The organism is Arthrospira sp. PCC 8006, assembly GCF_046480465.1.
In the GTDB taxonomy this organism is placed as follows: domain Bacteria; phylum Cyanobacteriota; class Cyanobacteriia; order Cyanobacteriales; family Microcoleaceae; genus Limnospira; species Limnospira platensis.
This window is the reverse complement of record NZ_PKGG01000286.1, coordinates 1-5,391: the sequence shown is the minus strand read 5'-3', so window position 1 is coordinate 5,391 and position 5,391 is coordinate 1. Positions and strand designations below refer to the sequence as shown.

Genomic DNA, 5,391 nt, shown 5'->3' with positions numbered 1-5,391 from the left:
TTATTCGCCAGACCTCAACAAGATAGAGAAATGTTGGTCGTGGTTGAAAGCCCGCATTCGCCATTGCACGTGAGCAGTTTGATTCTCTCGATGATGCCATGGATTCCGTTATAAAAGCTGCGTCCTAACCACCTTGACTAATGCTATAGGTCCCAACGTTTGGAGCATCTCACCAAACAAGGCAAGGAACTCAAGGTCATAAACGAAGTGTTTAGTGGGAGATTAGGGGTCGAGAATGGAGTCGCCTTCGTCCCCTCCCATTCAGAACCGTACGTGAGAGTTTTCCCTCATACGGCTCGTGGGGTGCGTCACATCCCGATAATTGGCATAGACAGGAAGCGTTTATACAAGTTAACTGACTTGGCTGGCGATCGCTTTAGTTTTTCTGTATGATGATTGTGGCCAGGAGCAATGGCTACTTGACAACCCGTTATCCGTTAGGGCCACAGACAACTCTACTCCCAAGTCCTAACGGATTCTTGTGGCTTTGGCTTGATTGTGCGATCGCGTTCACTTCTTGTCCCTCGTTGTTCACTGCTAAGTATTTTGTAAATTAACTTCATTAATTCATTGTCTCTTGAGTTAACCTCTGCTATTAACTTTTGATTCTGTTTCATTAAAGACCACACTAGAAATATCACAACCCCATCACTTCCTACCCGTAATAATTCCGGCAAAACTTCAGTCGTCATAATTTTTGTATTGATCGCCTTGTATATTTAACGGAAAATAATCCTGATTTTTGGTTAAGTATTTTTCCATGTGGTTGACGTTTATCCATATAAGTCTGTTATGCTCTTCTATTTCTCGCCTAAGCATTGATGATATTCTGTTTAGCTCTTCTCTGTTTCTGTTGACTTGTACTTTAATTATTGTGTATTGAACTGATACATACCATACCGTACTAATGAGTGAAAGTATCCAACTTATGATTATTGTGATTTTTTCGACTTCAATATCCACGGCGGAATTAACTCCTATGTTTATGTGGATTTTTAATCACATTTTACTTGGGTTAATTTCAAGACTTTGACCAGATAACGCAGATAGAATCCGAATTATCTGGCAGCTTTAAATTTTCGACCAACTAACTTTTGACGTTCGGGACAATTATACTATTTTCATACTTTTCCAAAAAAGCTAGAGTTCTTTCTAACCTCCTAAAAAATGTCCCGTCTAAACTTTCTACTACAGGCTCAATACTTACTGCTGAGACCATATTAATTGCTTTATTTCCTGGTTGTTGGTTGTATACTTGCTGTGCTTGATATAATGCCCCTACTAAATGACAAAATTCTACGGTAGCGTCCACACTATCACCGCTTGCCCCCAATGTTCCTAGTAAGGTTTTAAACTGTGAATCATTGGGGAGATGGTCAATTAATTGATTAAGAGAGATGTCCATGTTAGTCTACAAAAGCCTCAATTGTTACGTTAAACTTTAGATCCATTGTAGGATGATTTTCGATCCATGTTGCGTTTTTGAAAAAACGGCGGCGAACTCCTAACTTTCTAATCACCGAGGGGTTATCTGTAAACCCTTGAACTGGTGGATAATTAATCAGTTGCGGTTCCTCTGTAACGTATACAGTCCTTTGCTCTGTTATCCAGTCAGAATTTTCAGAATCATTATAATAATGCCCTCGAATAAGCAGCATTGACCTATAGCCATCATAGGGATTTGTCCACCGCCCCCAATCAGTTAAAAATCTAAACCTCAATAATGAGTATTGAGTAACTGGGGAGCTGTGAATTATCCACTCTTGAGTTGGCTGATAGCCTGAAGCTATCACCTTCCAAGTGCCATAAGCATCGGTAAAATCCATGTTTTACTTGATAACTTGACGACGGTCTAGACTAGCTCTCAATACTGTTTTACCGTTTAGGGTTTTACCGCCACTATTATAATGATGTAAAGCAGCGTTTACGTTTTCTACGTCGCAAAATACTCTGTATGTAATTGGTGGTTTATTAGCTCCATTGTTGCAACTAATGCAAAGTCTCACCAATACACCAGCTCGCATTAATTCCCCAGTATCATAAACTGGCTCCTTCTTATTTGCGTCAGCGACTGGACCTATTCCCAAATTGGTTACAGTGTCTGAGGTATACATCACACTACTAGATCTAAATACTCTAACCTTAGTGCCATCTACTAATTGACACAGTTTCGTTCTAGCCATTGATATACTCTCCTTTTGTTATTAGCGGTAATCAACTCGTACACGATCGCGACATGAAGTTATCACTCCCGTACCATCCCAGGGCTTGTTAGGTAGTATCTGGATAGCTTCAGTCACTTTGTCTGTAGGCACATAAATATCCGCCCCAAAATACTTCTCGCCTTTTCGGTAGTTAATTCTCATCTTCATTAAGTAGCCCTCCTGCACAGCTTTATTTGGCTTAAGCATATGGGCGTTTACTTCAGTTGGATTTGTATGGGCGGTCATTCCGAGATGTGTAGCAATGCCATCATACCGAGCAGAAAGCCTTGCTGCCACTCTAGTGGTTCCTGTACCCCCTGGCGACGGTGAAGTCCAGCTATAAATTTTCGTACTATTTAGACTAGACATCCAATACCTGCCTTGTTGCTTCAAAACTGCTTACCATTACATTCATAACAGGCATTTTTAGGGTATGGAACAGTTACGGAAACCTATAGGGTTTCCGAATATGCAAGGGAGTTTGCTTGATCTAAAAAAATAGTTGGGGTTGTCTTCTAATCGGGATTCCTGTATATATGCCCGTTGTAGTCACAGAGAAGKATAKGCTCGTTGAGCATCTCTAAAAACAACTTGGCATCTCTAAAATAGACGTGCCCGACCGGACGGCGGCGGGGTGGTTTGATTTTGTTACCCAATATCGTCACCTCTGGGGGCGTGATAGGGAACGCTTGGGATGGATTTTGGTTACTCGATGTAAAGACCTTTGAACTATCAAACTCTATCTGCATCACCTGGCAGATTCGCTGATAAAGATTAATCCCCTCTGATGCGCTAGTTGCAAAAACAAACGACTCTAACCCTTGGCGCTTGTCTCTATAGCTAACCGATTCCCTCCCCTTGTGGAAACGAAATTGTTGGGGTTGTAGAAAGTTCTGGACGATTCTCTGTGCCAAACTTCTGATATTAGCTTTAGTTAACAAGTCGCCAGTTCCGTTCGGGTTTTCCGTTTTTCCCACCAAACGGAATCCCACTCTTGCCTCTAATTGTCGGTAGCCTTTTTCCACATCCTCGATCCGTTCCAAAAAGTACAGCACAACTTTGGGAGCGCCCCGGTAACTGATACCCGTCGARACAGTGCTATCCATTCCCTCACTGCTACCCCCACCCTCGTAGTGGATTTGTAGGATTTGCCTAATTAACTCCTTGTCGTTCCCCGTCAAGACAACTGATTTGTTCTCAGAGCGATCGGGAAAATATTCTATTGTGCGGTGAAGCCCGACATCTTTTGCTGTTTTTCGGGCGGAAGGTTTCCATTCAATGTAAGCCGGGCGAGAGCCTACCTCGTTCCTCCATTTGCTTATTGTTTCCCCAGTGGAATTACTCACATTCGACGCGGGATAGTTAGTTCTTAATGTGGGGAGTTTTGGGTTCACTCTGTAGCGCAGTTCTGGATAACCCGCCGCCCAAACATCAAACCAATCCTCGAATTTTAGATCGCTGGCATTGAGAAGATGATCGAGCATCTTCTCCATCCATCCCAGTTGTGACAACTGCAATGCCAAGGCTGACTCAGAACCAGCCATCAGCAGTTTGTAATCTGGGTTTTTTCTGTCTGGCTGTAGTTGGTAAACGTTCCAGTTTGGCTGCAATTCTATTCGGACTCGTTCCGGCCGCTTATCTGATAGTTTCGTGATACGCCGTTGACGAGCCATCATGATGTAAGTTTGCTGAGTAAGTCTTCCAACTTCTGCCATTGATATCCCTCCTCTCAGGTGATGAATTTATACCGGTATCCACTCCTCATAAGTTCCCTGCTCTGACAACAACTCACCGAGGGTTTCAAAAAAAGTAGATGTCATTGTTTCTATACCCTCCCATTGTTGCTCATTCACCCAATCAAAATATTCATCTTCTTTAACTTTCGCCCAAGTTTCTTCTACTTTCTCCGAAACAATAAAAGGTGATTGCCCTTCCTTGCCCCAAGTATCTTCCTTATTCAACAACTTGGCTGCTACTTTTCTGGCGTTAATGTAAGTCATAACAAACAGTGCTTTTTTAACAACCTCTTGCACCGCATACCTCAGCGAGGATAACGCATCCACCAAAGTCTCTTTAATAGTCGGGTTAATCATACACATAGCGGCGATCGCACCTTCCCGAATCCTTAAACTTGTTGCCGCCGCACTACCCACCTTTCCCACCACTAAAGCCGCCAAAGATTTCCCGACTGTTTCCCCCAAGGGAACATATAAAGCATTAGCCGCTTGTTTTAAATCGTCCATCATTTTCTTGTCAGATGCTGCCCAATCAAAGTTATAGGCTTGAGAAACCCCTTGGGTCAATTTGCTCATCACTGTAGGTATTGTTACCCCTAAAAAACCGCCAACCAAAGCCGGGTGGGCTGCTACTAAACTCCCTACACCCGCACCAACAAACCCTAATGCTTGTCCGCCAACAACCAGCACAGTCCCAGCAATTAAACCACCCGCTAAAAGCCCCGCTACTTTAGGAACCAGAGGAGCCTCTTGTAGCCATTCTTTGAAAAAACCCCAGTTCCCTTTTTTGATGTTTTCTGCAATAACTAAAGCTCCGCCCTTGACACTACCCGCCCACTTCTTAAAATCAAAGGCTTTTAAACTTTGAATCTGCTGATAAAAAGGGGTCGAAAAAGCATTAAACCACTGTGCAGACATTGCACCGCCAGCTATAGCGGTTGAAGTTAGTTCTCTCTGGTCTATCCCTACAATATTAGACATAGTTTTAACCTATATTATCAGAATCGAATGGCAACAAGTCTCTACTTCGGCGAAATTCAGCTAGATTTTCCCTTGATGACAAATTGTCGGATTTGATTTGGCGATTCATCATTAACTCATCATTAGTTTTTAAGAGGCGGGGGCGCTCTGTTTTACTAGGAGGACTTTTGGGCTTGTCTTTAAACCTCGGTTCTGTCATCGCATTATAATAATTCATCAACCAAGAACGTTTAAACTCTTCAAAGTCGCCGCCCCCAACGGCTGAAGCCATATTTAAATAGTCTAAATGTAGCCGAAAATCCAAGACAGCGATCGCTTCCTCTATTCTGTTGTTGGTATCAGTTCTTAACCCGGCTTTTTCATCTTTTTTAGATGGTGGTTTCCTACCACTACCGGAATCGCTCGGAGGGCGATTAGAACCACGGGGGGGATTTCTTTTGGTCACGATTATGTCCTCAGTTTAGCTGCCA

8 protein-coding genes and 1 pseudogene are annotated in these 5,391 nt (G+C 42.9%); 1 reads left to right on the top strand and 8 read right to left on the bottom strand.

The features are described from left to right. A pseudogene (locus B9T16_RS25280) lies at positions 1-128 on the top strand (transposase); the annotation flags it as partial. Between the two features lie 327 nt (positions 129-455). Here the strand turns inward: B9T16_RS25280 and B9T16_RS25275 are convergent. From B9T16_RS25275 to B9T16_RS25240, 8 genes are all read right to left on the bottom strand, one after another. Next, the gene (locus B9T16_RS25275) at positions 456-692 is read right to left on the bottom strand and encodes a hypothetical protein (protein ID WP_410245522.1); all 237 of its coding nucleotides are present in this window, start codon (positions 690-692) and stop codon (positions 456-458) included. Positions 693-1,087: 395 nt separating this feature from the next. Next, the gene (locus B9T16_RS25270; RefSeq protein WP_410246059.1) at positions 1,088-1,405 is read right to left on the bottom strand and encodes a hypothetical protein; all 318 of its coding nucleotides are present in this window, start codon (positions 1,403-1,405) and stop codon (positions 1,088-1,090) included. Position 1,406: 1 nt separating this feature from the next. After that, positions 1,407-1,826, bottom strand: coding sequence for a hypothetical protein (locus B9T16_RS25265; protein ID WP_410246058.1), 420 nt, complete (start codon positions 1,824-1,826; stop codon positions 1,407-1,409). A 3-nt stretch (positions 1,827-1,829) separates the two neighbouring features. Beyond that, the gene (locus B9T16_RS25260; protein WP_410246057.1) at positions 1,830-2,183 is read right to left on the bottom strand and encodes a hypothetical protein; all 354 of its coding nucleotides are present in this window, start codon (positions 2,181-2,183) and stop codon (positions 1,830-1,832) included. Positions 2,184-2,204: 21 nt separating this feature from the next. After that, positions 2,205-2,372, bottom strand: a complete 168-nt coding sequence (locus B9T16_RS25255) for a hypothetical protein (RefSeq protein ID WP_410246056.1) — start codon at positions 2,370-2,372, stop codon at positions 2,205-2,207. Between the two features lie 347 nt (positions 2,373-2,719). After that, positions 2,720-3,919 (bottom strand): hypothetical protein, encoded by a 1,200-nt coding sequence (locus tag B9T16_RS25250; RefSeq protein ID WP_410246055.1) that lies wholly within the window; start codon positions 3,917-3,919, stop codon positions 2,720-2,722. Positions 3,920-3,946: 27 nt separating this feature from the next. Then, complete coding sequence (locus B9T16_RS25245; protein ID WP_410246054.1) at positions 3,947-4,921, bottom strand: hypothetical protein; 975 nt, start codon at positions 4,919-4,921, stop codon at positions 3,947-3,949. A 4-nt stretch (positions 4,922-4,925) separates the two neighbouring features. Continuing rightward, the gene (locus B9T16_RS25240; RefSeq protein WP_410245486.1) at positions 4,926-5,366 is read right to left on the bottom strand and encodes a hypothetical protein; all 441 of its coding nucleotides are present in this window, start codon (positions 5,364-5,366) and stop codon (positions 4,926-4,928) included. Positions 5,367-5,391: the final 25 nt, after the last annotated feature.